This is a genomic window from Candidatus Paceibacterota bacterium, assembly GCA_026195275.1.
Classification (GTDB): domain Bacteria; phylum Patescibacteriota; class Minisyncoccia; order Phycocordibacterales; family JABMNX01; genus JABMNX01.
The window spans coordinates 1-20,861 of the sequence record JAPHQU010000008.1; the positions used below are offsets into that span (position 1 = coordinate 1).

The following is a 20,861-nucleotide window of genomic DNA, read 5'->3' on the forward strand; positions in this document are numbered from 1 at the left end:
ATGGCGGCACTCTTCCTTATTGCCCTCACTTCCACCACATACGCTGGTGGTGTTGAGGAACCAATCCTCACGGCGCCGGTCTTCCCTCAGGTGGGTGATGAGTTCGTCTACGCAAGATTCACGTCCCAAAACAACCTGGACGCTGACAAGAGAAAGTGGGAAAAACACTATTCGGTGACAGAAGTGTCACCGAACGGCTTCACCATGGAAGCTGAGGGCAAATCCCGAAAGCGCTTCGATGGTAGCGGGAATCTTACCGAGTATCGAACAAAGAAAGGTAAGGTCACTTCCTACTCGCCACACACCTCAACTTTCCTTTACCCGATCCAAATCGGAGACACTCACAAAGTATCCTACACCAAGGATGACTCGGATGGAGAAGTACAGTTCAACCTTCTGGTTTCCGTCATCGGATGGGAAGATGTCACTGTCGCCGGCAAGACCTGGCGTGCGCTACACATCAAACACGAGGGTTCCTACACGTGGCAGGGCTATGTTGGCAAAACCAGTACTGATGAATGGCTTGCACCGGAAGCCCGGTGGCAATACATCCTCAAGGACTCCTTCTGGGAATGGACTGGTGGAAGTAAAGGAGTCATCATGGGGTTGGTTGGTATGAAACTGAAATAATTCAGACCTCCCAACTTCCGAAAACTAATCGGTCTTCACTCGTAAAGTGAAGACCGATTATTCTTTATTATAAGCTTCAAAGAGCCTGCTTAATCCAAAAGCTCAAGGCCGGCTCTGGCAAACGAATCCCCACTAAAGATCTCAAGCGCTTTCTCATACTGCTCACGCGACTCCTCAAGACGCCCTAAAAGCCGGTATGTATCCCCAAGCACACGGTGAGGGATGCTCATTCTATCTCTGTACCCCAGGTTATTAACCGCAAAAAGATATGCAACGTAACCCGCCTACCGCCTTTCTGAGACCCTAAAAGAACTTACTGGTGGAAGTTCTCGGGGGATGTCCAACAACCCTACCCGAAAGAGATAGTCATACACACCCTCAACAGAGACCATTGAGAATACGTTGCGTATATAAATATCTCGATCTCCTGATACCGCAAACACGCTCTGAAGGGTTCCGTATATACAATTATTCACAAGTACGTTATAGAAAGCGGGATTAAGACGTATGCGCTCCGCATCTTCTGCAAGGGTGAGAAACAGTAACGCACGCTCTGCTTGAGAAAGCTTGAGAGGGAGTGCGTATACCACAAGCCCCCTTTCAACCCTCTGAGAAATAGCGTCTTGCCCGTCAGCAAAGATGTACGCGAGTTCATAAGCACGAAACAATGATCCGATGACATTGTACATTTCATCCTTCTCTCGGCGTGCCTCAACCGAAATTGTGGTGGTGCTCCCATCTTTAAAGTGAAAGAGTAGTAACGAGTGTATGACATCAATACCAACGTCAGGGAATGAATATGTGACAAGATCCACTGATGTAATATCTCTAACATCAACAATCTTGTCATAATAATCCTTTACAACCACCAACTCCCCTTCATAACGAAAATTTCGCACGTTGTGCATATCAATCTTCGAACCAGAAATATCCAATGTAGTTAAAACATTATGGTAACTCTTCCAATCTCGATTGTTTGATGGAGTAAGAGTAGCCACATGGAGGGAAAAAGCGCAGAGGGTACCCAACCCTACAAAAAAGAATATGTGCAAGCTCAGCTTTTTCTTGACCATTACGAGAACTATACCACGAGTATCTTTGTGCCATCTTTTCATTATGTTTCTGGACGAAAAGCATTGTTGCTGGTAGAGTACTAGCCACTGCTCTCGTAGTTCAACGGATAGAATACAGGTTTGCGGAACCTGCGATCCAAGTTCGATTCTTGGCGAGAGCACAAAGGCAAACGTAAAAAACACCTAGCCACTGCTAGGTGTTTTTTACGTTTATTAAATCATATATGAGCAAGTGTTATGCTGTATTCACTAAGTTCATCTTCAGTAAATAATACACCGAGCATCTTTTCCTTTTCTTGAACCAACATCTTACTCATATCTACGCCCTCTAAATCAAATAACGAATGTTCCGAGATCAAGAAGTACGTATTATTTTTTGAAAGGTAGCCGAGAGTATTATCGATATACTCACCGTTCACATTGTTGATGAAGTGTATATTTACTCCACTTTTGGGGACAAAAGATAAAGCTACAACGACAAGGGCTTTATTATCCTTTTCAAGAAGCTGGCGTGAAATATGTTGGCACCGCTGACTCCCTTCATACTCCCCTGCAGTAACCGAGATTTCACGCAAGTTATCTTTTGCGTACTCCCACGCTCGCTCATATACAATTTGTCGCTCCGATTTCTTTTTCATTATAGAGTGTATTGAAATACATCTTGGAAAAGAGGGGTGCATTAATGGGGCACCCCTCTTTTTGGTTGGCGTATCGCGAACCTGCTGAGCCTATTGACCCGGAAGGTTCCCTTGTTCTTCGGCCGGGACATCATCCCAGTCGTCGTCTCCGCCAAAATGAAGCTCTGCGTACATGTCAGATCACCTCCTTTCTTCCAAGGCTAATATTTACATACTATTAAGGCAACAGTCAATACTCACAAAATGCTCATACAAAAAGCCACGGTGGTATCCGTGGCTTTTTGTTGTGTTGAAATATTACGCACTCAATTTCTTGATCGCTGCGACTATGCGAGACTTCTTGCGGCTAGCGGTGTTCTTCTTGATCACGCCTCGCTTCGCAGCTTTATCAATCGCCTTCTGAACTGCAGGGAGCATTTCCTGCGCCTCCTTCTGTTTCTTCTCTGTGATAAGGGATGTTACCTCCTTTATTGTCTCGCGCATCGCGCGAGTGCGGCGCAGGTTAAAGACTCGCTTGTTGAGTGAGCTCTTATGCGCTTTTTTTGCTGAACTGGTTATTGCCATATCTTTGTTGTGGAGACACTATACCAAAAAAAGCCTAAAACGCAACTAGTATGGGTGCCTGCGCTCGAACCGCACTTTTAGTGGTATTATAGTCGGTAATGATCGCACAACTACACGGAACTATCGTCGCAAGTGGCCTGGATTATGTCATTCTTGATGTTGCAGGTATTGGCTACCTCGTGCATACCTCTCGTGAGCTCGCGCAGGTGCTTTCCGGGAAGACCGAAGGGATCACACTTTTCACCCACCTCTCGGTACGCGAAACCTCACTTGAGCTTTATGGATTTTCTACCGAAGAAGAGATGCGTTTTTTTGAGTTACTCATCTCCGTCTCCGGTATCGGCCCCAAATCAGGGCTCGCTATTATGAATCTTGAGACGGTGCCAACACTCTCTTCGGCAATTCTTCAGAGCGACACCACGTACCTCACCAAGGTCTCCGGCATTGGGAAGAAGAGCGCCGAGAAGATCATTATCGAACTTCGCGACAAAATTGCATCATTTGGAGAAGACGGGGGGCACGCACACGCAGAAGACGCCGACACACTTGAGGCACTTCTCTCTCTCGGCTACTCGCGAAGAGAAGCGCGCGAGGCGCTTAAGGAGATCTCCGAGGAAGTGAGCGGCGCGAGCGAGCGACTCACTGAAGCGCTTAAACTTCTTGGAAAATAACACTGGTCTTATGAAATCGTTTGTTAAACGCATACTCCCGAAACAAGTCTTTGCGCTCTACCATTTTTTACTCGCGCTTACCGGAGCGCTTCGCTACCGCTTTCCTTCTCAAAAACTTGTTGTAATCGGTGTTACTGGCACCAAAGGCAAGTCGAGTGTTGCTGAGCTTGTGAATGCAATTCTGGAAGAAGCTGGGTACACAACAGCACTTCTCTCTACAATACGCTTCAAAGTTGGCGATGAGTCGCGACCAAATCTTCTTAAAATGACCATGCCTGGGCGCTTTTTTGTCCAACGCTTCCTCTTCGACGCTACACATGCCGGTTGTACACATGCAGTGATTGAGATGACTTCCGAAGGTGTCACGCAATTTCGTCACCGATTTATCGATCTTGATGCACTTATCTTTACCAACATCGCCCCTGAGCATATTGAGTCGCATGGCTCGTTTGAGAATTATCTCGCCGCAAAACTCAAGCTCCGTGACGCGCTTGAAGCATCTTTAAAAGAAAACACCGCGATGATTGCAAACACGGATGACGCGCACGGAAAGGATTTTCTCAATGTGTCGCACGCAACACCAATCCCCTTCTCGCTCAGCGACGTCACCTTTAGATCAAAAGAAAACGGGGTGTCTCTTTCGTATAAAGATATTGATATCAATTCAAAACTCAAAGGAGCCTTCAATGCATACAACATTCTCGCCGCAATCAAACTTGGTGAGTATCTCAACATTCCACTTGAGACCATTAGACGCGGTATTGAAAATGTCTCGGTTATCCCTGGACGTGTTGAGCATATACACAAAGGTCAAATGTTCGATGTGGTAATCGACTATGCACACACCCCTGATTCGCTGTGCGCACTTTACGACGCCTTTGATGGGAAGCGGAAGGTGTGTGTCCTCGGTAACACCGGTGGCGGCAGGGACACGTGGAAGCGACCTGAGATGGGAAAGATCGCTGATCGGGCGTGCGATGTTGTCATACTCACCAACGAAGACCCGTACGATGAGGATCCAGAAAAAATTGTTCGTGAAATGGCGGCCGGCATGGAGCGCGAACCTTCTATTATCATGGACCGCCGAGAAGCGATCCGAGAAGCAATCGAGAACGCCGCTCGTGACCCAAGAAACACTGCGGTGCTTATCTCTGGCAAGGGTACTGACCCATTCATCATGGAAGCGAACGGCAAGAAGACCTCGTGGAGCGACAAGCGGGTCGCTGAGGAAGAACTTGCACGTATTCTCCCAAACGCTTAACAAAAAAGCTCCCTCGACGTATCATTGAGAGCATGAAACATACCCCCGAGATGACACAAAGAACAGCCGGAAACGCAACTGGCGACCTTATCCTCGTGGTGAGCGTCGTCCTTATTCTTGGTGTAATATGGCTTCTCTCCGGCGGACCGACCCGAACCACTGATGAAGAGTTGGTCAAGTTCGAGCGCGCAAGCGAAGAAGGGGTACTTTCTCCAAACTTCACCGGATTCTTCTTGCCTATACAGCGAGAAGAGAGTGAAAATTATAAAAAATACCGAGACCTTGAAGAAGAGCTTGGTCGCACTCGTGATTACGGCGAGACCTCTCCTCACTGGGGACTCGTCACCATCGAACACTCAACGGGAGGTATGAAGAACACGAGTCCTGAAGAAGAGTACTTGGTCCTCAACACCTCTTATAAGCTCGGTGACCCAATCTCAATCACTGGCTGGGAACTCCAGAGCATGACCACCAACAAAGCTGCGGTAATCGGTCAAGCAACACAGGTGTCAACTTCGGGGAATATCAATATCGAAAGTTCAGTAGTTATCTCCGCTCACGACCGACTGTATATCACCACCGGGCAACCGCCGACCGGCTATTCATTCCGCGTAAACAAGTGTTCAGGATACTTTGAGCAGTTTCAAGATTTTACTCCAACTCTCTCAAAACAGTGTCCATATGCAAAAGATGAGCTAATGTTCGCTGATGACGACCCTTACCTTTTTGGGAGTGAGTGTCTCAACTATATCGAGCGACTGCCGCGCTGTATTATGCCTCTTGAGGCACTCCCCATTGGATTTCCAAACTCCTGCGCACTTTTCATCACCGAGAAGATTAACTACAACACCTGCGTGAAGAACCATCGCGATGACGCTGATTTCCTTGAGGATGAGTGGCGTATATTCCTTAAGCAAAGCGATGAACTTTGGGAAGACCGCGACATCATCCGCCTTCTCGATGAGAACGGGAAGGTTGTTGACGTATTTTCGTATTAGTTAAAGTGGAAAAGAATTATTCCTGCTGTAACCGCCACGTTCAGTGATTCTTTTTCCCCGCGCACAGGAATCTCGACAACAGTGTCGCACAGCGCAAGCACATCCTCAGGAAGCCCGTCTACCTCATTACCGAAGATGAATATGGCTTTCTCGGGAGCGGTATAGTCCTTGTAGGGTACTGACTCTGGCGTTTGCTCAACGCCAACAATCACGTGGTTGCTTTGTTTAAGATTCTCGACAACCTTCACGATGTTCCCGGACTCCCACGGAACTGACTTTTGTGCGCCAAGAGCCACCTTCGCAATTGCTTGCTGTTCTCTGCCAAAGCGATCAATCGGTGCGGGCGTGTAGCCGGTGAGGTAGATCTTCTCCACCCCCGCACACTCAGCAGTGCGAAAGAGTGAGCCGACGTTGTGCGTGCTGCGCACATTGTGAAAAATAGCAATCATATTCATATCACCTAGAGCCTAGCTGTGGCATGGAGCAAAGTCAACATGGTATACTGAGCATATGTTAAGTATATTCCCCTCATTGCTCACCTACGGCATCGTGGCGCCGTTCATTCTTCGTATGACCGTCGGACTCTTCTTCCTTGATCGCGGCTATCGCCACCTTAAAGAAGAAAAAGCTGGTGTGGTCGCGGATATGACCAAATGGCTTCATGCTTTTGCGAAACCTTTTGTGGTGCTTGTCGCTCTTGTTGAAGTAGCCATTGGACTTTCTCTCATTGCTGGGTTCCTTACGCAAATTGCCGCCATTTTTGGAATTATCTACATGTTCAAGATGCTCTACTTCAAGGTTGAATGTCCGCACTTCGCAAAACACCAACGACTCGTGTACATTCTCTTTATTGTGATACTCTTCTCACTCCTCATCACCGGCCCGGGCATCATCGCAGTTGATTTGCCGCTCTAGAGCCCAGTAAAATAAAACTAGACCAGAAGCCGTTTTATGGTATAGTTTTACGGTGTTTTAGAACACCTTACCGCCTATAGCTCAGTTGGTAGAGCGGCTCCCTTTTAAGGAGAAGGTCCCAGGTTCGAGTCCTGGTGGGCGGACAATTAGTGTAGTGTGGACAAACTATTGTTCGTTTCTAAAGAATTAAAACTTAATCAGCCAACCCTTTAATACTGTTTACAATCAAAATAAACGCCAACCGCGTGGTTGGCGTTTATTTTGGCTCTACTGAGCATTTTCTAGACATTCAAAATAAACCGCTCAAGAGCTACATCAAAGTCGTGTATGCCGCGACGAGCGTCGTGGGAGAGTGCGACCAATTTGCTTGAGAGTGCACGAAGCTCCGGCTCAGTGTAGTTTTTTAAAAACCGCGTTGCTTTCTGGAACACGAACGGGTTGAGACCTGCTTCTTTTGCGCTCCCGCACTGCGAAGCTAAGAGCATACTCTTCACCTGCCAGAAAAGAAGCCCGTGCAACTCTTCATCAGCAATGTTCTCTCTTTTTGCGCGCTGGTAAAGTGTCCAAAGACCTTTTCGATCACGACCACCGAGCGCATCCGCGAGTGCAAACGTATTAAAGCGCTCTTTCTTTGTCTCTTTGGCAGTGAATTCTTCTACTTTCTCTGCGTACTTTTCAAACCGGGTAAGTGTCTTCTTGTCGAGTTTTCCTTCAAGGAAGATAAACATATGCTCAGTCGTCTGCATTTCTTTGAATGCACCGGTAAGCTCTTCTTTTTTATCTTTATCCGCAAAGAGTTGGTCGAAAACAACAATGTACTTCTGCTCAAAGAGTCCCTGAGATCCGGTGAGCTCAGCGAGATGGTATGCATCACTATTCTCGAGAGTCACAAAGAAAAGTTCCGCCCCAGGACGTTTCTTTGCGAGCGCGTCGAGAAGCTTGTGGAGCTTTACTCGTGATCTCTGCGTATCGGTGCCATAAAATAAATAAATCATACTTGTGCATCGTATTTCTTAAGCTGCCCCCAATTCTTCCCTGCTGCCATATCAACCGTAAACACAATGCCTCTGCTCTCCTCTTTCGGGACAATGGTCTCCATAAGTCGCTTGATCTCCGGTGCGATTGTATCAAGGACATCTTTGCGCACCTCATACACCAGCTCGTCGTGAACATTCAGAATGAGTCGTACATCATCAAGCATATCGTGCTCGTTAAGATATTCATGAATGCGAATCGTCGCCAACTTCACAATATCCGCTTCAGTACCCTGAATTGGTGCGTTGATCGCCATACGCTCAGCGGAAGCACGAACAAAGGGCACTGACGAGGTGATGCCCTCAAAGTACCGTTTGCGCCCGAAGTATGTCTCGGTATGTCCGGTGCGCGCCGCATGCGCTTTTACACGGTCGAGGTAATGTGCCAAAGTCGAGAAGCGTGTGAAGTAATCGTTGTAAAACTGTCGTGCTTCAGCAAGTGTTGTTGTATCCTTGCCGAGCGATTGGCGGAGCGCGTTCACACCCATACCGTAGATAATGCCGAAGTTGATTACCTTTGCCCGACGACGGAGCTCATAGTCGACTTGCTCAGGAGGGACACCAAAAACCTCAGCCGCGACCGCAGTATGGACATCGCCTCCTTCAGCAAAGATACGCGTGAGCTTCTCGTCGCCCGAGAGGAACGCTGCAACACGAAGTTCGATCTGCGAGTAATCACACGCGAGTAACACAAAGTCTTTCTCAGCAACGAACGCGTTGCGAATACGGCGACCGAGCTCGGTTTTGATCGGAATGTTTTGAAGGTTCGGATTTTGCGACGCCATACGCCCGGTCGTGGTTCCTGTTTGCAGGAACTCAGCGTGGAGCCGACCATCTTTACCGACCATCTTTGGAATATTGTCGATGTAGGTTGAGAGGAGTTTTTGGATCTCTCGGTAGGCAAGAATGTCTTCAATGATCGGGTGAAGCTCGCGCATCTTCTCAAGCTCCGATTCACGAGTCGACTTCTGCCCACCGGAGGTTTTCTTGTGGTTCTTTATTGAAAGGCCGAGCGTCTCAAAAAGCACTTCACCAAGCTGCTTTGGTGAATTGATATTAAACTCGCCACCGGCGTGTGTGTAAATACGCTTCTCTATCTTGGTGAGCTCTTTATGGTACTCCTTTGAAAGCTCTTCAAGATATGCGACGTCAACTTTAATACCAACAACTTTCATCTCGTCAGTAATCGGAATAAGCGGCTTTTCGATTTTCTCGTAGACCTTATCGAGTCCTTCTTCCTTAAGCTGAGTAAAAATGCGCTTGTGCGCAACCTGAAAAGAGTCTGTCTTTGCGAATCGCAACACATCTTCGAGCTCAGGGTTGGTAATGTCTGATCGTAAGAGCCAAAGTGCAACTGCTGTTTCTTTAAGCTCTTTTGAATCAATCTTCTCATCGTCTGGTTTATCATCTCCTTCCTCCCCGACGCTCGCCTCTTCATTCCCGGTGTCGGCAAACATACTCCTGAAGCGATCGCGGAGTGTACGAAATGAGAGATCATCGAATAGTTTGAGTGCTTTATCCGGGTCGAGTCCGTCACGCCACGACTCTTTAGGAAGTGAGAAGGTGATCGGTGTGTCACGCCTAATCTCAGCGAGCATCTTTGAGAAAAGTGCATCCTCCTCATGCTCTTCAAGAAGCTTTATAATACGCGGCTTAACACCCGCCTTCTCAAATACTTCAGTGTCTTTCTTGAGTTTCTTGTATATGTCTTCAATGGTGCCAAACGTGGTGATTAGAGTTGTCGCGGTCTTCTCACCAATACCGGGAATACCGATAATATTATCTGACGGGTCACCACGGAGCCCTTTGAAGTCAGGGATGAGGTCTGAGCCGAAACCGAAACGATCAACTACCGCCTGCTCATCGTAGAGCACGGTGTCTTGGATTCCCTTGCGAAGTGTGTAGACGTACACTCGATCCTCCTCAACAAGCTGAAGTGTATCCATATCACCGGAGGCAATGATAATCTCAAGGTCTTTGTTCTTCTTTGTTTGTTCGACAATAGTGCCAAGAATGTCGTCCGCCTCGTAGCCTGCTTTTTCATATATCGGAATATTGAACGCTTCAAACACATCACGTGAGCGATTGAGCTGATGAACAAGTGCGTCCTCAATCTCTGCTCGACCCGACTTATACTCTTCGTAGACTCCATGCCGAAATGTCGGCTCAGGAAGGTCGTAGCACGCGACAATGTAGTCAGGCTTCAGCTCCGGGATAATCTTCATGAGCATTGCGACCACGCCGTAGAGCGCACCTGTCGGTTCACCGCTCTGAGAAGTAAAGTCGGGCAGTGCGTGGTACGCACGGTGCAAGATGGCGTGCGCATCGAGAAGCACGAGACGTTCCTTTTTTGATGTTTTCTTTGTCGGCATAGTTATTCTCTATACGCTATTGTGCGCACCTCTTCGGTCACCACTTTAAGGTCAATCTTCTGCGCACTCTCAGGAAGAATGTCTTCAACTTTTCCTGCCCACTCGATGACAATAAGGTTCTCCGGATCACGAACGATATCCTCCCACCCAAGCTCCATGAGCTCGTGACTATTCTCAAGGCGGTACGCGTCAATATGAATAAGTCGGGCGAAGTGTTGCGTAGTTTTCTTTGGGTCGAGTCGATAGATCTTTTCAATCACAAAAGTTGGACTCGTTACCGTCTCCTCAACACCAAGGGTGTGCGCAATAGCCTTGGTGAGTGTGGTCTTCCCCGCGCCAAGGTCTCCATAAAGCGCGATCACCGCGGCACACTTTTTTACCGTAAGTGAGTCTATAAGTGAACGGGCTTCTTTTTCAAGGTCTTTTTCGGTGAGTTCCGCCATGACTCTATTCTACCATTTTACAAAAAAGAAAAACGGGCAGAATCAAACATGATTCTGCCCGTCGTTATCTGAGCTGCTGCTCAGCGTGTCCCGATATGACCGCCGACGTGGTAGTGGTAACCACCGTTTCGCGGCATGTACTTCGGGTAGCCGTAGTGCTCACGTTGCCACTTACTTGTGGTCACATAACCGGGGTAGCTCCGCACCTGGACCACACCGCCAAAGAGGCTCTGAACGCCGTTTGCGCGGCGCGATTCTTCAACGGCCCGTCGCGCATCGACACCAGAAAGTGCCGCTTTGCCACGACAGTACACCCGCTCACCACCATACGTGGAATTTGAAAAGGTGCAGTCTTGCGAAACCGTATCCGCCACTCGTGGCTGTCCGGTTTGGTTTGTCACACACCCGCTCAGGATAAGCGTGAGTACGACAACAACCAGTGAAATGATCTTTGTCTTCATGACACACCCTCCTCGGGTCTGTGGCGCACTTTGCGCCTGTGTTTCATCTAGATGAATTATATCACACAGAATACATGTTTGTCAATGACTCTATACACCCTTTTTGTTTGTCGCTGACCCATAAAAAGCTTACAATTAAGCCATCTATGGCGAGATTCGACGAAGAACAGCAAGAAGAAAAAATTGCAGAGCTCCGCACGCACGAAGAGGAGGAGCTCGCGCGTATTCTCTCAGGAAAATACGGTGTTGAGTACACCGACCTCTCGCAGGTCTCAATCAACACCGACGCACTCCGACTCATTAAAGAAGAGGACGCGCGCAACTTCGAGATTGCCGCATTTGCAAAAGTTGGCAAGAAAATCTCCGTTGCTGTACGCGCTCCTCAGAAAAAAGAAGTAGGAATCGCCGTGAAGGAACTTGAGCGCCTCGGCTATGAGGTAACGCTCTTTATGGTCTCACGCGCGAGCCTTCTGCGCGCCTGGGAGCGATATAAAGAACTCTCGTACTCAGTCGAAACTCGGGCAGGAGTGCTCGATATCTCAGGTGAGCAGGTTGCAACCTTGATTGAATCACTCTCAAACATTGATGATGTAAAGACAGCAATCAATGAGGTGCTTGAGATGAAAAAAGCATACCGCATCTCACGCATCCTTGAGACGATTCTCGCAGGTTCCCTCGCATTGAAAGCGTCAGATATCCATATTGAACCGGAAGAAGAAAACATACGCCTCCGCTACCGCCTCGACGGGGTGCTTACCGATATTCTCACTTTTGATGAAGCAACCTATCACCTCCTCGCGTCACGCATCAAGCTTCTCTCTGGGTTGAAACTTAATGTGAAGAATGCCGCTCAAGACGGGCGATTCAGTGTGGAGATCAGCGCTACAGATATTGAGATTCGTTCGTCGATACTTCCCGGTGCATATGGTGAATCAATCGTACTTCGCGTGCTTGACCCGCGCACGATTGCGCTCTCTTTCGAAGAGCTTGGTATCCCCAAGAATCTTATGGAAGTCCTTGTGCACGAGATTGACCGCCCAAACGGTATGGTATTAAACACCGGTCCAACCGGGTCCGGTAAAACAACAACCCTCTACGCATTTCTCAAAGAAGTGCAACAGCCCGGCATTAAGGTAATCACCATCGAAAACCCGATTGAGTACCATCTTCCCGGCATCACCCAAACACAGACCGCTGGCGAGAAGTACACATTTGCATCAGGTCTTCGTTCAGCACTCCGCCAAGACCCCGACATCATTATGGTTGGTGAGATCCGCGACAGTGAAGTGGCCAGTGTTGCAATAAACGCCGCGCTTACCGGACATCTCGTCTTTTCAACTCTCCACACCAATACCGCCGCTGGTACTTTCCCACGACTTATTGATCTTGGAGTTAATCCAAAGATTATGGGCTCCGCGATCAATGTCACGATGGCACAACGTCTCGTGAGACGCCTTAAAGATGATTACAAAAAAGAAGTACCGCTTACCGGAGAGGATAAAAAACATATCGATCGAATTCTTGACTCAATTGTTGATAAGAGTCTCATACCTGAGAATACGACTACAGTCTATGAACCAACCACTGATTCACCAGAAGCGTATGGTGGGCGCGTCGGTATATTCGAGGCGATCGTTGTTGATGAAGAAATAGAGCGTCTCATCAAAGAGAGTCCGAGTGAGCGAGAAATCGCACAAGCCGCAACAAAACAAGGGCTCCTCACTATGGCACAAGACGGGGTTATTAAGGCTTTACAAGGAGTTACTTCTCTTTCAGAATTAAAACGAGTTATTGATTTAGAGGAAAATGGTGCTACTGTAGGAAGTAGGGAGGATGCATAAGCACCCTTTTGGGAAAACAAAAAATCCCAGTCATAAACCTCTAAACAATGCTTTAGTGGGAACCAAAGCCAGCTATTAGTTTAAGGATAGTAGCAGCGCTCTGCTCAAAAGAGCAGGACCATTACGTCCTCAACCATATCTCAAAGCGCGTGGCTTAATTGTTTAGAGGTTTATAACGAGGATTTCTAAGGAACGACCATTTGTATGGTTATGCACTCATGCTAACATAAAAGAATGCCTATGTCAACCCCCCACACAGAACCCGCTGAGAATGGAGATCGTGCATTTCTAGACCAGACACTTCGCCCACATATATGGAGTGAGTACATCGGGCAAGAACCGATAAAGAAAAATTTGCATATTTTACTCACCGCAGCACGTGAACGTAAACATCCGCCTGAGCATATCCTCTTTTATGGGCCCCCGGGGCTCGGAAAAACGACGCTCGCACACCTTATCGCCCGCGAGATGGGTGCACAAATGAAGGTGACCTCAGGCCCCGCAATTGAGCGCGTGGGTGACCTTGCGTCTATTCTCACCAACCTATCCCCCGGCGATGTGCTCTTTATTGATGAAATCCACCGCCTCAACAAAACTATCGAGGAAGTGCTCTACCCTGCTATGGAATCCGGTGCACTCGATATCATCATTGGCAAAGGACCCTCTGCGCGCACTATTCAACTCGAACTTCCGCCATTTACACTTATTGCCGCAACAACACGTATTTCTCTCCTCTCTTCCCCGCTTCGCTCGCGCTTCTCTGGTGGGACATTCAGACTTAACTACTACACACAAGAGGAGGTCGAGAAAATCTTGAACCGCTCAGCTAGCCTACTTGAAGTACTGGTGGACAATAAAGGTATCAGCGAGATCGCAAAACGCAGCCGCTCAACACCGCGAACTGCAAACTTCCTTCTTAAGCGCTGTCGCGACCTCGCACAGATAAATAAAACAGAACTCAATAAAGAATTGGTTGACGAAGCACTCTCACTCTTAGAGATAGACGAGCTTGGGCTCACTCAGGCAGACCGAGACCTGCTCTTAACCATTATCTCTAAGTTTAACGGTGGTCCTGTCGGACTCGGTACTATCGCCGCGGCGACATCTGAAGAACAAGGAACAATCGAAGAGGTGCACGAACCGTACCTTATCCAGCTCGGACTCCTTGAGCGCACCCCTCGTGGGCGTGTGGTGACCGAGCGCGCATATGAACACTTTGGTAAAACACCGCCGATACAGAACAATACTCTGTTGTAGACACACCGTCTTTGCTACAATAACGCCACAAAGGCTATTTCACACTTTAAATCTTCTAACCTCTAATCACATGGCCGGACATAACAAATGGTCTAAGATCAAACATAAAAAAGCAGCAACTGACGCCCAGAAGAGCAAGATCTTTGGTAAGCACGCGAGTCTCATTGTAATGGAATCACGCAAAGCAGGAGGCGATATTACCTCCCCTGGACTCGTGGCTGCTATTGAACGCGCGAAGAAAGACTCGATGCCAAAGGAAAATATTGAACGTGCGGTGGCTAAAGGAAGCGGGTCAGGAGGCGCCGCATTTGAAGAAGTGATTTTTGAAACATTTGGACCGGGTGGTACTGCTATTCTTATCACCGCGGTGACCGATAACAACAATCGCACTGCGCCGGAGATACGACACATTCTCTCAAAAGCCGGCTACCAGCTCGGCACCCCGGGTTCAGCAGCTTGGGCTTTTACCAAGACCACTGAAGGGTACACTCCAAGTAGCCCGGTAGAGCTCTCAGATGTAGACGGGGCAAAACTTGCTTCGCTTATTGAATCACTCGAGGAGCAAGACGATGTGCAGGACATTTACACGACAGCTGACGCTCTCGACTAGATCTCACATATGCGCATCCTTGCAACAGACCCCGGGTATGAACGATTAGGTATTGCGATTATTGAAACAGCGACACAAAATAAAGATACTCTACTTTACTCGGACTGTTTCCGCACAAACTCGAAAGATTCTTTTGAGAAACGTCTTCATATGATTGGAGAAGAGATCGAGCGCTTGATACAAGAGTACACACCGGAGGTGTTTGCGACAGAAAAGCTCTACTTCAGCTCAAACAAGACGACGGCTCTCTATGTTGCTGAGGTGCGCGGCGTATCGCGCTATCTTTCAGAAAAATACAAGCTTCGCCAATTTGAATACACACCACTCCAGATAAAAAGCGCCGTCACCGGACACGGAAAAAGCGACAAGTCGCAGATTGCTAAGATGACCCATCACCTTATCGACATTAAGAAGGAGTATATGCTTGACGATGAGTACGATGCGATTGCGATTGCTCTTACCTGTATCGCAACGGAGCGCATAAAATAAGTACATTTTGGATATTCACACTTTATCCACAAAAGGATTTCTCAGCTCTTGAAAAAGAGGTTGTTTTTGGTAAAAATAGGGGGTCATATTTTTGCGTACGCGCGAGATATGAGTTATTGGTCGGTTAGAGGCAAGCAATAATCGATGCTATATGATCTATTTCGACGATGAGATGATGTCGGATGACATGGACATGGACGATGATGCGGACATGGACATGGACGATGAAGATATGGGCGTGTCAGATGACACGGACATGGACGACGAGATGTAATCATCTCTTCACATAAAAACAAAAACACCCCACGGGGTGTTTTTGTTTTTATGTGAAGAGCCTTAGTTTTTTACATTAACAGCTACGAACCGGCGCTTCCCTATTTTGTATGTCCCGTCTTTTATTGGCGCATCCGGGTCGATCTTCTCTCCTGTGTCAGTACGCGTGATTGCTCCATCTTTAATAAGTCGATTGAATTCATTTCCTGACTTCACCAATCCTATATCTATAAGTGCATCTTTGAGTACTTCTTTATTTACTCCAGGAGATACTTTGACCACATCTATCTCCCCAACCTCTTTCTTTTGGAAGACATTTACAAAACTCTCCTCGGCACTTTTTGCTGCATCTTCTCCGTGGTAGAGTGCGACGATTGCATGTGCAAGCTCCATCTTGAAATCACGTGGGTTCTCACCCTTTAACATCGCTTCCTTTATTTCCTCCACACGAGCCATGGGGACGCGTGTACAATGGACGAGATATGATTCAATGAGCTCGTCAGGAATACTCATAATCTTGCCGTACATATCTTCAGGAACATCAAGAAGGTTGATGGTATTCCCCCAACTCGAGCTCATTTTGCGCCCGTCGGTTCCAAGGATAAGGTTGGTAGTAAGAATGTCTTGCGGCTCCTGCCCAAAGCGCTCTTGGAGCTTACGTCCAGCTAAAAGATTAAACCATTGATCATTGCCTCCAAGTTCAACATCAGCGCGCAGTGCCACTGAATCATACCCCTGCATCAGCGGGTAGAGCATTTCACGAAGTGAGACACGCTTCCCTTCATCGAGGCGTTTTTTTATATTTTCACGTGCAATAAAATCAGCGAGTGAGAATTGGTCGGCGTGCTCCCCAATATCGTTATAGCCAAGCTTAAGCAACCACTCTGAGTTCCGGCGCTGCTCGGCATCTTTAAGGTTAACAACCTTACCAATCTGTGAAAAATAGGTCTGTGCATTCTTTTTTACTTCCTCTCTACTCAAGAGAGGACGTTCACTCGTCTTATCTGATGTGTCTCCAATCACACCTGTTGTGTCTCCAATAAGCAAAATCACCTTATGTCCAAGGTCTTGAAAATCTTTGAGTTTCAACAACAAGACCGCACGACCAAGGTGAATATTTGGGCTTGTTGGGTCAATACCAAGCTTAATGCGAAGCCTTTTGCCTGAGAGAAGCTGCGCTTGTAGATGCTCTTTATCTACAACGTTTGATACACCACGCGATAAAATCTCATTGATCTTTTTCGGGTCTGTATTGATCTTTTTTTGAAGCGGCCACATAGTCGTATACCGCTAACTGTAGCACGAAACGACACTCTCATTCCAGAGCCTTTCTGTGCTACTATAGGTACTATCAAATCATATGAAGCGCACGAAAAACCCTTATTCTCTCTATGAGGTCCTTGGACTGACGGTCGCAATAGGTTTCGTATGCTCGGGTATTTTTATCCTCTGGGCGGCAACACTTGAGATTCCTGATCTTGAGTCTTTTGAGCAACGCAAAGTTGCCCAATCAACAAAGATCTACGACCGCACCGGTGAAGTCCTTTTATATGACCTTCATGAAGATGTGAGACGAACAATTATTCCTTTTGAAGATATTTCACGAAATATCAAAAACGCCACTGTTGCTATTGAGGACACTGAATTCTACGACCATAGCGGTATCCGCCCGCTTGCAACCCTCCGCGCTGTTTTCATCCAACCGCTTCGTGGTAAAGGTGTTCAAGGAGGATCAACCATTACACAACAAGTGGTCAAAAACTCCCTACTTACCAGCGAACGAAGGATTTCACGAAAACTTAAAGAATGGGTCCTTGCGGTTAAAATTGAAAAGACGCTCAACAAAGAAGAGATTCTTGGAATCTATTTGAATGAATCACCATATGGTGGAAACCTCTATGGTGTTGAAGAAGCGAGCCAAGCTTTCTTTGGAAAATCAGCAGCTGATGTCTCAATTGCCGAGGCGGCTTATGTCGCCGCACTTCCTCAAGCGCCGACATACTACTCACCTTATGGAAACAATCGAGATAAACTTGAAGACAGAAAAAACCTTGTACTCGCGAAGATGCTTGAAAATAATTTTATATCTTCACTTGAATACGAATCAGCAAAAGAAGAGGTGGTTGATTTCAAACCACGCACAGACACCGGCATAAAAGCACCGCATTTTGTATTCTATATCCAAGAACGTCTTGAAGAGAAGTATGGGAAGCGTGCAGTTGATGAGCGCGGTTTTAAAGTTATCACCACGCTCAACTACGAACTCCAAGAGAAAGCTGAGGAAATTGTTGAGCGCTACGCACTTGAGAATGTTGAGAAATTCAATGCAGAAAATGCTTCACTTGTTGCCGTCGACCCGGGGACTGGGCAAATACTTACTATGGTTGGTTCACGTAATTATTTTGATGAGGAGATCGATGGGAACTTTAATGTTACGCTCGCAAAAAGACAACCAGGTTCAGCATTTAAACCCTTCATATATGCAACCGCATTTAAAAAAGGATACACTCCTGAGACGGTTGTTTTTGACCTTAAGACACAGTTTGCGAGCTCATGCGAGCCTGACTTCCTTGAAACTGAAGGTGAGTGTTACTCACCCGGGAACTACGACAATGTGTTTCGTGGGCCGGTAACACTTAGAAACGCACTCGCACAATCAATCAACATCCCCGCAATCAAAGCATTGTATCTTGCGGGACTCACCGACTCGCTAAATACTGCGCGCGATCTTGGTATCACCACACTTACTGACGTGAATCGTTATGGTCTCACACTCGTCCTTGGTGGTGGTGAAGTTACACTCCTTGAAATAACTGGAGCATATAGCGTCTTTGCAAATGACGGTATGAAAAACTCAATCACCGGGGTGCTGCGTATAGAAGATGGTGATGGGAATATTGTGGAGAGTTTCGTGTCACGTCCTGCGCAAGTACTTGAACCACAAGTTGCGCGAGAGGTATCCGACATTCTTTCAGATAACAATGCTCGCGCACCCGCTTTTGGAGAGCGCTCATACCTCTATTTCGAAAACCATACTGTTGCGTCAAAAACAGGAACCACCAACGATTATCGCGACGCATGGATTGTTGGTTATACTCCAATGATTGCTGTTGGCGCGTGGGCAGGGAATAACAATAACAGCCCCATGGAGAAGAAAGTCGCCGGTTTCATTATCGCACCGCTCTGGAACGAATTCATGCGTGAGGCACTTAAAACTCAACCCCAAAAAGATTTCAAAAAACCAATTCTTGAGTATGGTGAGGAGGTTAAACCGGTGCTAAAGGGGGAGTGGCAAGGAAGTGAGCAGTATATCGTCGATACTGTATCAGGAAAACTCGCAACTGAGTTCACCCCGTCTGAAACACGAGCGGCTCGTGTCCTCACCAATGTTCACTCGATACTTTATTGGGTAGAGAAAAATAATCCAAACGGGCCTCTACCAACCACTCCTCAAAAAGACCCTCAATTTAACCTTTGGGAATACCCTATCAGAAAGTGGGTTGAAGAAAAGAATATTATCGAGGGCGGAGAAAAACCAACAGAAGTTGACACTATACACACACCACAAAACCAACCACACACAACCTTTACTTCGATCAATCCCACTGTGGCATACTCAGTCACTGATCAAATATTAGTGGAGGTGTCATATACCAGTGTATTCCCTATTCAAAAAGTTGACTACTTCCTTAATGGAGCGTTTATCGGATCTTCTTCACAATCGCCCTTCTCGTTAACATTCTCACCACACACTATTCAAAATATTCAAAGGGAAAATACTCTCAAAGCGGTTGTGTATGATTCTGTATTCAATAAGAACAGCGTTGAAACGGACCTGCTACTATCTTTTTAGACTCGAAAAATTATCGAATATCTTTTACTTGATCTAACCCAAGACTCTTGTTTATCTTTGAACACACATTTTCTTTTGATAAAAATATCTCGTTCTTTATAGTTGTATTTGTTTTTATATAAATCACATTATTGTGGTATACAATCTCTTCTTCTAAAACAGGTATATTCATCTCGGTGAGAACAGCGAAAGCTGTTTTCTTGATGATGCGTGATGTTGGTTTTAAACTTGAAAACTTTTCAAAAAAATCAGCGATACCTTTCATGTTTTGTGTTTTATATACGTTCTATTTGTTCATCGGCATAACAAGATAGAGGAATGACTCATCAGAAACACCTTTGATTATAAGCGGCTTCCCTATACCTGTAAAAAGTAACGTTATACTATCTGAATGAATAGAAGAAAGACAGTCATATATATAACGATAATTAAACCGCATATCAATACTCTCCCCTTTTATTACAGCGTCAATACTATCGTTTGTCTCACCAACAGATGAGTTGTGTGCACTTACGGTAAACAGTTTCTTTTTTGGTTCTACTGCAATAGATACTTGTCCGAATCTATCTGAAAATATATTTATTTTTTTAAATGTATTTAATAGATCTTGTTTTAATACAACAACTTCAGTCACATAGTCTTTGGGAATTATTTGTTTGTAGTCTGGAAATACACCGTCAATCACCCGTGAGGTTATGTATATATTGTCCACCTCAAAAGAGATTTGGTTATCTGTTATTTTTAAAACAACATCAGTATCACCAATCTGATTTAAAATACGAACTATCTCAACCGCATTACGTAATGGTAATAAAAAAGATTGTGAAAGAGAGTTTTTTTGTTTTATTTGTATAACCTTTTCAGCAAGTCGAAACGAGTCAGTCGCGACAAAATTTATTTTCTTGTCGTTTTCATAGATGTATACACTTGATAATTCCGGTTTAATTGTTGAGTGTGATGCACTGTATACAACTGATTGGATGCCACGTATTAACTCATCTGTTTTTATTGTACACCCAACACTACTGTCAATGACTGGTAGTGATGGAAAATCTTCATTTGGTTGTGTGTTTAATGTGGTGGTACTGTGTTTTGTTGAAATAACAACCGTGTCACCTTTTGTTTGGAGTGTTATTTTTGAGTCAAATGTATTTTGTATTGTGTTGTAAAAAACCGCACTTGGTACCGCAATAACACCATCTTCTTCAGAATTCACTGGCAAAACCGATTCAACACCTAATTCAAGATTTGTTGATCGAACAGTGAGTGTATTTTCTTTAACAACAAGGAGGACACATCCGAGCACTGGAAGTGTTGGATTTGTTCCCGCAATCTTCTCAGTAACAGAGAGTGCGTTCAGTAAATCTTTTTTTTCACATTCGATCTTCATGTTTTTATATATTATGTATTATTACTATTAGTGGTGTGTATATGTTGAAAAGTCATATATAAGGCTTTTTTTGTATATATTATTCTCT

23 protein-coding genes and 2 tRNA genes are annotated in these 20,861 nt (G+C 46.1%); 13 read left to right on the forward strand and 12 right to left on the reverse strand.

Annotation, left to right across the window (positions count from 1 at the left end):
* Positions 1-630, forward strand: a 630-nt coding sequence (locus OQJ98_02945) for a hypothetical protein (GenBank protein ID MCW9054907.1), incomplete at its 5' end; no start/stop codon positions are given.
* 89 nt (positions 631-719) lie between these two features.
* Here the strand turns inward: OQJ98_02945 and OQJ98_02950 are convergent.
* Positions 720-860: a tetratricopeptide repeat protein gene (locus OQJ98_02950; GenBank protein MCW9054908.1), complete on the reverse strand. Its 141-nt coding sequence runs from the start codon at positions 858-860 to the stop codon at positions 720-722.
* Between the two features lie 54 nt (positions 861-914).
* Positions 915-1,538 (reverse strand): DUF4105 domain-containing protein, encoded by a 624-nt coding sequence (locus OQJ98_02955; protein ID MCW9054909.1) that lies wholly within the window; start codon positions 1,536-1,538, stop codon positions 915-917.
* 254 nt (positions 1,539-1,792) lie between these two features.
* On the opposite strand from OQJ98_02955, the gene OQJ98_02960 reads away from it, so the two are divergent.
* A tRNA-Arg gene (locus tag OQJ98_02960) sits at positions 1,793-1,864 on the forward strand.
* 57 nt (positions 1,865-1,921) lie between these two features.
* Here the strand turns inward: OQJ98_02960 and OQJ98_02965 are convergent.
* Both OQJ98_02965 and rpsT read right to left on the reverse strand, forming a co-directional pair.
* Positions 1,922-2,341 carry a hypothetical protein gene (locus OQJ98_02965; GenBank protein MCW9054910.1) on the reverse strand — a complete coding sequence of 140 codons (420 nt, stop codon included), beginning with the start codon at positions 2,339-2,341 and terminating at the stop codon, positions 1,922-1,924.
* Positions 2,342-2,638: 297 nt separating this feature from the next.
* Entirely contained in the window at positions 2,639-2,905 is a 267-nt protein-coding gene (rpsT, locus tag OQJ98_02970; GenBank protein ID MCW9054911.1) for a 30S ribosomal protein S20, read from the reverse strand.
* Between the two features lie 98 nt (positions 2,906-3,003).
* On the opposite strand from rpsT, the gene ruvA reads away from it, so the two are divergent.
* Genes ruvA through OQJ98_02985 form a run of 3 tightly spaced genes read left to right on the forward strand, consistent with a single transcriptional unit; the run spans position 3,004 to position 5,835 of the window.
* Entirely contained in the window at positions 3,004-3,576 is a 573-nt protein-coding gene (gene ruvA, locus OQJ98_02975) for a Holliday junction branch migration protein RuvA (protein ID MCW9054912.1), read from the forward strand.
* A 10-nt stretch (positions 3,577-3,586) separates the two neighbouring features.
* The gene (murE, locus tag OQJ98_02980; protein ID MCW9054913.1) at positions 3,587-4,837 is read left to right on the forward strand and encodes a UDP-N-acetylmuramyl-tripeptide synthetase; all 1,251 of its coding nucleotides are present in this window, start codon (positions 3,587-3,589) and stop codon (positions 4,835-4,837) included.
* A 32-nt stretch (positions 4,838-4,869) separates the two neighbouring features.
* Positions 4,870-5,835, forward strand: a complete 966-nt coding sequence (locus tag OQJ98_02985; protein ID MCW9054914.1) for a hypothetical protein — start codon at positions 4,870-4,872, stop codon at positions 5,833-5,835.
* Here OQJ98_02985 and OQJ98_02990 read toward each other — a convergent pair.
* A complete protein-coding gene (locus OQJ98_02990) occupies positions 5,832-6,290 on the reverse strand; it encodes a TrmH family RNA methyltransferase (GenBank protein MCW9054915.1) in 459 nt (152 codons plus the stop codon). The two genes, OQJ98_02985 and OQJ98_02990, sit on opposite strands and share 4 nt — an antisense overlap.
* A 55-nt stretch (positions 6,291-6,345) precedes the next feature.
* Here OQJ98_02990 and OQJ98_02995 point away from each other — a divergent pair, with 55 nt between their 5' ends.
* Positions 6,346-6,750: a DoxX family membrane protein gene (locus OQJ98_02995; GenBank protein MCW9054916.1), complete on the forward strand. Its 405-nt coding sequence runs from the start codon at positions 6,346-6,348 to the stop codon at positions 6,748-6,750.
* Between the two features lie 70 nt (positions 6,751-6,820).
* A tRNA-Lys gene (locus tag OQJ98_03000) sits at positions 6,821-6,893 on the forward strand.
* A 138-nt stretch (positions 6,894-7,031) separates the two neighbouring features.
* Here OQJ98_03000 and OQJ98_03005 read toward each other — a convergent pair.
* The 4 genes from OQJ98_03005 to OQJ98_03020 all read right to left on the reverse strand — a co-directional run bounded on the left by OQJ98_03005 (position 7,032) and on the right by OQJ98_03020 (position 11,060).
* Complete coding sequence (locus OQJ98_03005) at positions 7,032-7,745, reverse strand: hypothetical protein (protein ID MCW9054917.1); 714 nt, start codon at positions 7,743-7,745, stop codon at positions 7,032-7,034.
* Positions 7,742-10,156, reverse strand: coding sequence for a DNA polymerase (locus tag OQJ98_03010; protein MCW9054918.1), 2,415 nt, complete (start codon positions 10,154-10,156; stop codon positions 7,742-7,744). Before OQJ98_03010 ends, OQJ98_03005 begins: the two co-directional genes overlap by 4 nt.
* Before the next feature lie 2 nt (positions 10,157-10,158).
* Complete coding sequence (tsaE, locus tag OQJ98_03015) at positions 10,159-10,599, reverse strand: tRNA (adenosine(37)-N6)-threonylcarbamoyltransferase complex ATPase subunit type 1 TsaE (GenBank protein ID MCW9054919.1); 441 nt, start codon at positions 10,597-10,599, stop codon at positions 10,159-10,161.
* Positions 10,600-10,679: 80 nt separating this feature from the next.
* Complete coding sequence (locus OQJ98_03020; protein ID MCW9054920.1) at positions 10,680-11,060, reverse strand: hypothetical protein; 381 nt, start codon at positions 11,058-11,060, stop codon at positions 10,680-10,682.
* Positions 11,061-11,206: 146 nt separating this feature from the next.
* Between OQJ98_03020 and OQJ98_03025 the strand changes: the two genes are divergently transcribed.
* From OQJ98_03025 to OQJ98_03045, 5 genes are all read left to right on the forward strand, one after another.
* Positions 11,207-12,901 (forward strand): GspE/PulE family protein, encoded by a 1,695-nt coding sequence (locus OQJ98_03025; GenBank protein ID MCW9054921.1) that lies wholly within the window; start codon positions 11,207-11,209, stop codon positions 12,899-12,901.
* A gap of 240 nt (positions 12,902-13,141) precedes the next feature.
* Complete coding sequence (ruvB, locus tag OQJ98_03030; protein MCW9054922.1) at positions 13,142-14,158, forward strand: Holliday junction branch migration DNA helicase RuvB; 1,017 nt, start codon at positions 13,142-13,144, stop codon at positions 14,156-14,158.
* Between the two features lie 70 nt (positions 14,159-14,228).
* On the forward strand, positions 14,229-14,768 hold the full coding sequence (locus tag OQJ98_03035) for a YebC/PmpR family DNA-binding transcriptional regulator (GenBank protein ID MCW9054923.1): 540 nt from the start codon (positions 14,229-14,231) through the stop codon (positions 14,766-14,768).
* 9 nt (positions 14,769-14,777) lie between these two features.
* Positions 14,778-15,257 (forward strand): crossover junction endodeoxyribonuclease RuvC, encoded by a 480-nt coding sequence (ruvC, locus tag OQJ98_03040; GenBank protein ID MCW9054924.1) that lies wholly within the window; start codon positions 14,778-14,780, stop codon positions 15,255-15,257.
* Positions 15,258-15,408: 151 nt separating this feature from the next.
* A complete protein-coding gene (locus OQJ98_03045; protein ID MCW9054925.1) occupies positions 15,409-15,531 on the forward strand; it encodes a hypothetical protein in 123 nt (40 codons plus the stop codon).
* A gap of 62 nt (positions 15,532-15,593) precedes the next feature.
* On the opposite strand, the gene tyrS is transcribed toward OQJ98_03045, so the two are convergent.
* Positions 15,594-16,808, reverse strand: coding sequence for a tyrosine--tRNA ligase (tyrS, locus tag OQJ98_03050; protein MCW9054926.1), 1,215 nt, complete (start codon positions 16,806-16,808; stop codon positions 15,594-15,596).
* An 82-nt stretch (positions 16,809-16,890) separates the two neighbouring features.
* Between tyrS and OQJ98_03055 the strand changes: the two genes are divergently transcribed.
* Positions 16,891-19,383 carry a transglycosylase domain-containing protein gene (locus tag OQJ98_03055; protein MCW9054927.1) on the forward strand — a complete coding sequence of 831 codons (2,493 nt, stop codon included), beginning with the start codon at positions 16,891-16,893 and terminating at the stop codon, positions 19,381-19,383.
* 10 nt (positions 19,384-19,393) lie between these two features.
* Here the strand turns inward: OQJ98_03055 and OQJ98_03060 are convergent, their stop codons facing one another.
* Together OQJ98_03060 and dnaN are read right to left on the reverse strand one after the other, a co-directional pair.
* Positions 19,394-19,648, reverse strand: a complete 255-nt coding sequence (locus OQJ98_03060; protein MCW9054928.1) for a hypothetical protein — start codon at positions 19,646-19,648, stop codon at positions 19,394-19,396.
* 21 nt (positions 19,649-19,669) lie between these two features.
* Entirely contained in the window at positions 19,670-20,773 is a 1,104-nt protein-coding gene (gene dnaN, locus OQJ98_03065; protein ID MCW9054929.1) for a DNA polymerase III subunit beta, read from the reverse strand.
* Positions 20,774-20,861: the final 88 nt, after the last annotated feature.